The sequence below is a fragment of the Dapis purpurea BLCC-M126 genome, from assembly GCF_050015975.1.
Classification (GTDB): Bacteria; Cyanobacteriota; Cyanobacteriia; order Cyanobacteriales; family Microcoleaceae; genus Trichodesmium.
This window is the reverse complement of sequence record NZ_JBNHER010000168.1, coordinates 9130-14212: the sequence shown is the minus strand read 5'-3', so window position 1 is coordinate 14212 and position 5083 is coordinate 9130. Positions and strand designations below refer to the sequence as shown.

Annotated in this window: 2 protein-coding genes; both read left to right on the top strand. The window is 40.2% G+C overall.

The genetic code is table 11. The features are described from left to right. Nucleotides 1-272: 272 nt before the first annotated feature. On the top strand, nt 273-2030 hold the full coding sequence (locus ACP6PL_RS15045; RefSeq protein ID WP_426546077.1) for an NAD+ synthase: 1758 nt from the start codon (nt 273-275) through the stop codon (nt 2028-2030). A gap of 337 nt (nt 2031-2367) precedes the next feature. Then, nucleotides 2368-5083: tetratricopeptide repeat protein (locus tag ACP6PL_RS15040; RefSeq protein ID WP_426546076.1), on the top strand; the 2716-nt coding region annotated here is incomplete at its 3' end.

Below are 5083 nucleotides of genomic sequence, written 5' to 3'. Positions count from 1 at the left end.
TCTCTTGGTCGATTGGATATGCCGAGGAGACCTCGGCATCCCTCGACCGCTTTTTCCCCTATCCAAGGGGAGGCTTTAAACCATAATTATTTAATTATTAATTATTAATAATTAATAATTCGGTAACGCACCGAAATATTTGGGATCGACTGTGCGTTACATTTGATTAACAACCTTACTGGACTTGATAACTAGAGGTGGCGATCGCCTCTAAACAGGTTTTTCTGTTACAGTGAGGATTAGTATATTTATTTGACAAATAATCGAATATTATGAAAATAGCGATCGCTCAACTTAATCCTATTATTGGTGATATTTCTGGCAATGCTAAATTAATTTTACAAGCTGCCCAAAAAGCACAAAGTTTAGATGCAAAATTGATGATAACTCCTGAATTATCATTGATAGGTTATCCGCCACGAGATTTATTAATTTATCGTAGTTTAATAGAAGCTGCTGCTGTAGAATTAGAAAAGTTAGCTCAAGATTTACCATCAGAAATAGCAGTTTTAGTAGGAACTGTAATTTTTAATTTTCAAGCTGCTCAAAATGGAGAAAAATCATTATTTAATAGTGCAGCTTTATTAGCCAATAGAAAAGTCAGACAAATATTTCATAAACGACTTTTACCTACTTATGATGTCTTTGATGAAGACCGATATTTTGAACCTGGTAAAACTAGCGATTTTTTTACATTAGAAATTTCTCCTAACATCTCAGAATCTTCAGCTAAAGTTGGTGTGACTATTTGCGAAGACTTATGGAATGATGCAGAATTTTGGGAAAAGCGAAATTATACTTGTGATCCGATGAAAGAATTGGCGGAACAACAGGTTGATTTTGTGATTAATATGTCAGCTTCTCCCTATCGAGTCAGAAAGCAAAAATTGCGAGAGGCTATGTTGGAACATAGTACAAATCGTTATCAAATACCAATTGTTTATGTCAATCAAGTAGGTGGTAATGACGATTTGATTTTTGATGGTTGTAGTGTAGTTTTTAATAGTGTTGGGAATGTGATTTATCGTGCTAAAGCTTTTGAAACAAATTTGGCAGTTGTAGAATTTAATTCGGCAAAAAAAGATTTAACTTCAGATAATTTTGAAAATATAAATTTGCCAGAAAGTGAGGATGAAGAAATTTGGTCTGCTTTAGTTTTAGGAGTAAAGGATTATCTGCGTAAATGTGGTTTTTCTAAAGTTGTTCTGGGTTTAAGTGGAGGAATAGATTCCGCTTTAGTCGCAGCGATCGCTACTGCTGCATTAGGAAAGGAAAATGTTTTTACTATTTTGATGCCTTCTCCCTACAGTTCCGAGCATTCTGTGAAAGATGCTTTGGAATTAGTAGAAAATTTGGGTATTGCTAAACAAGTTATATCTATTGGGGATTTAATGAAAGGCTATGACAATAGTTTGGCAGGTTTATTTACAGGTACAAATTTTGGCATTGCTGAAGAGAATATTCAATCTCGGATTCGGGGAAATTTATTAATGGCTATTTCTAATAAGTTTGGTCATCTACTTTTATCCACGGGCAATAAGTCAGAAATGGCGGTTGGTTACTGTACTCTTTATGGTGATATGAATGGTGGATTGGCTGTGATTTCTGATGTGCCGAAAACTCGCGTTTATTCTCTGTGTCGGTGGTTGAATGAACAGGCGGTTAATAGCAATCAAAATTTCTATGGAGCCGAAAATTTACGAATTACTCAAAAGCGAAATATTATTCCTGAAAATATTCTGACAAAAGCTCCGAGTGCTGAGTTAAAAGAAGACCAAAAAGACCAAGATTCTTTACCTGCTTATGAAGTATTAGATGATATTTTATTCCGCTTAGTAGAAAACTGCGAATCCTTAGCAGAAATTATTGCAGCAGGACATGATTCAGAGGTAGTAAATAAAGTAGTGAAATTAGTCATGCGGGCAGAATTTAAACGTAGACAAGCACCCCCTGGGTTGAAAATTAGCGATCGCGCTTTTGGCACTGGTTGGCGGATGCCTATTGCGAAGAAATTGAAAATGAGTAAGTAGGTAGGTGGGAAAATTTACAAGTATGTCATTGCGACTGGAACGGAGTGGAAGGAAGCAATCTCAAGGGTATGAGGTGCATCAACCGTTACATAGTGAGGTTTATTAGTGCTTACCTACTTAATAGGTAATAGCCAACTCTTGTCGAGTGAATACAATAAAGTAGCTCCATAACCTCTAGCAATTGCTCTTTAAAACTTACCTAAAAATGATGGGTTGTACAACAAAGCCTTTGCGGAATTTTCCGGAACATAGTATACTTAATTGGATTCTAATAAAAATCAGGGCTATGACTGCTGTGTGGAACAAATTTGGGTAAATTGCTGGTAGGTTAGATCTAATGAGTGAAAACGGGGTACAAGGGGATAATCGTAGTGCCCAATTGGGAGGGAGTGCTAACAGCAGTGCTATTATGACTGGTGATAATAACACTGCTACTATTACTATCACTAACTATTATTACCGTGAAAGTACAACAGTATTAGTTGAATCTGTGGACACTGCTGACGAAAATCTTTTCTGTCCTTATCGCGGTTTGTTTCACTTTGGCCCCAATGATGCAGAGTTTTTCTTTGGACGTGAGGTATTTATAGAAGAACTTTTTCAAGCGACTCAAAACCGCAATTTTATCCCCGTTTTGGGTGCGTCGGGAAGCGGTAAATCTTCCGTGGTGTTGGCGGGATTAGTGCCGAAACTACAAAATGAAGGTCACTGGAAGTTTACCCATTTTCGTCCGAGTGAAGGTGATGATCCTTTCCATGCTCTAGCTTTGGCACTTGTTCCTCTTTTCATGCCTGAACTATTTGGCGATGCTAAGTTAAAAGAAACTAGCAAAATAGCAAAATCTCTTCGCAATGAAGTCTATCCTCTCTCTTATGTTTTGACTGAAATCCAACACAAATATCCCACAGATCGGGTGTTGCTGATTGCCGATCAATTTGAAGAAATTTACACCCCATCTGTGGATCGAGAAATTCGCCGGAGTTTTCTGGATACTTTATTAGGTAGCTTTCAATCTTCTCCTTCTCATTCCCAATATAATCCTGTGCTAGTTGCAACGATGCGGGTGGATTTTTCGGAAAATGCTCTCTCCTATGCTCCATTTGCGGATTTATTCCGAAAATCTGATGTCAAAATTAGGTCGATGAATCATGATGAACTTTCAGAAGTGATTGAAAAGCCTGCTGAAAAGTTGGGGGTGACATTTGAGGTTGGATTAGCGGAAAGGATTTTAGATGATGTGGAAGATGAGCCGGGGAATTTACCTCTGCTGGAGTTTGCCTTAACAGAATTGTGGAAGCAACGAAAGGGTAAACTGTTAACTCATGCAGCTTATCAGCACATAGGTAAGGTACAAGGTGCTTTGGCTCGTCATGCAGATCAGAATTATGATAAGTTGAGTGCCACTGAGAAAAAACAGGCACGGCGGATTTTTATCCAATTAGTGCATCCTGAGGAAGGACAAGATACTCGACGGCGGGCAACAAAAGCGGAATTGGGTGAAGCAAACTGGGAATTTGTGAAACAGTTGGCGGATAATCGATTAGTAGTTACCAGTCAAAATGTTGCTAACCAAGAAACTGTGGAAGTTGTCCATGAAGCGTTGATTCGTAATTGGGGTGAGTTTCGGCAATGGATGAAAGAAGATCGTAGCTTTCGCGTTTGGCAAGAAAGACTGCGATTGGCAATGGATCAATGGGAAAAGATGCAGCGAGATGAAGGGGCATTGTTGCGGGGTAAATTGCTAACAGAAGCAAAAGAAAAGCTGAAACAACGCCGAGAGGATCTGAGCGCAGGAGAGCAAGAATTTATTCAAGCTAGTGTAAAACTGCGTCAACGTGGTAAGCAACGAATTTACTTTAGTTTGGGGGGATTGGGAGTATCCTTATTAGTGGCAATGGGGATTTGGGGTTGGTTGAATTATACAACTCCAGGGCAATTGACTCAAATTCGCTGGAAATTGAGCAATGTGAGTCAGCATATAAGTGATCCTGATTACCAATTAAAAGCTGCTGTCGCCTTTGCTAAGAATGAAAAGTGGGTACAAGCCTTGAAACTTGCCAACCAAATTCAGGATTCCTATGCCAAAGTCTATGTCTTAAGTGCCATTGCCGAAGTCATTGGCAAGCTCAACCAAGTGGAAAAAGCTACTCCCTTCCTCGAAAAAGCCATTGACTCTGCTAACCAGATTCAGTATTTCTATTCCAAAGCTGAAGCCTTAAGAGTCATTGCCGAAGCTTATGGTAAGCTCAACCAAGTGGAAAAAGCTGCTCTCTTCCTCGAAAAAGCCATCGACTCTGCTAACCAGATTGAGTCTTCCTATTCCAAAGTTAATACCTTAAGAGCCATTGCCGAAGCCTATGGCAAGCTCAACCAAGGAGAAAAAGCAATTCCGTTGCTCGAAAAAGCCCTCGCCTCTGCCAACCAGATTCAGGATTCCTATTACAAAGCCGATGCCTTAAGAGCTATTGCCAAAGCTATCGGCAAGCTCAACCAAGTGGAAAAAGCAGTTCCTTTGCTCAAAAAAGCCATCGACTCTGCCAACCAGATTCAGGATTCCTATTACAAAGCCGATGCCTTAAGAGACATTGCCGAAGCCTATGGCCAGCTCAACCAAGCGGAAAAAGCAGTTCCTTTGCTTGAAAAAGCCCTCGCCTCTGCTCACCAGATTCAGGATTCCTATCCCAAAGCTAATACCTTAAGAGCCATTGCCGAATCCTATGGCCAGCTTAACCAGGCAGAAAAAGCAGTTCCGTTGCTCCAAACAGCCATCAACTCTGCCAACCAGATTCAGGATTCCTATTACAAAGCCGATGCCTTAAGAGCTATTGCCGAAGCTATCGGCAAGCTCAACCAAGGGGAACAAGCTGCTTCCTTGCTTCAAACAACCATCGACTCTACCAACCAGATTCAGGATTCCTATCCCAAAGCCGATGCCTTAAAAGCCATTGCCGAAGCCATTGGGAAGCTCAACCAAGCAGAAAAAGCTGCTCCCTTGCTCGAAAAAGCCCTCGCCTCTGCTCACCAGATTCAGGATTCCGATCCCAAAGCTAATA

Excerpts from the sequence above, each read along its gene's own strand:
- ACP6PL_RS15045 (WP_426546077.1), top strand. The coding sequence starts at position 273 with ATGAAAATAGCGATCGCTCAACTTAATCCTATTATTGGTGATATTTCT.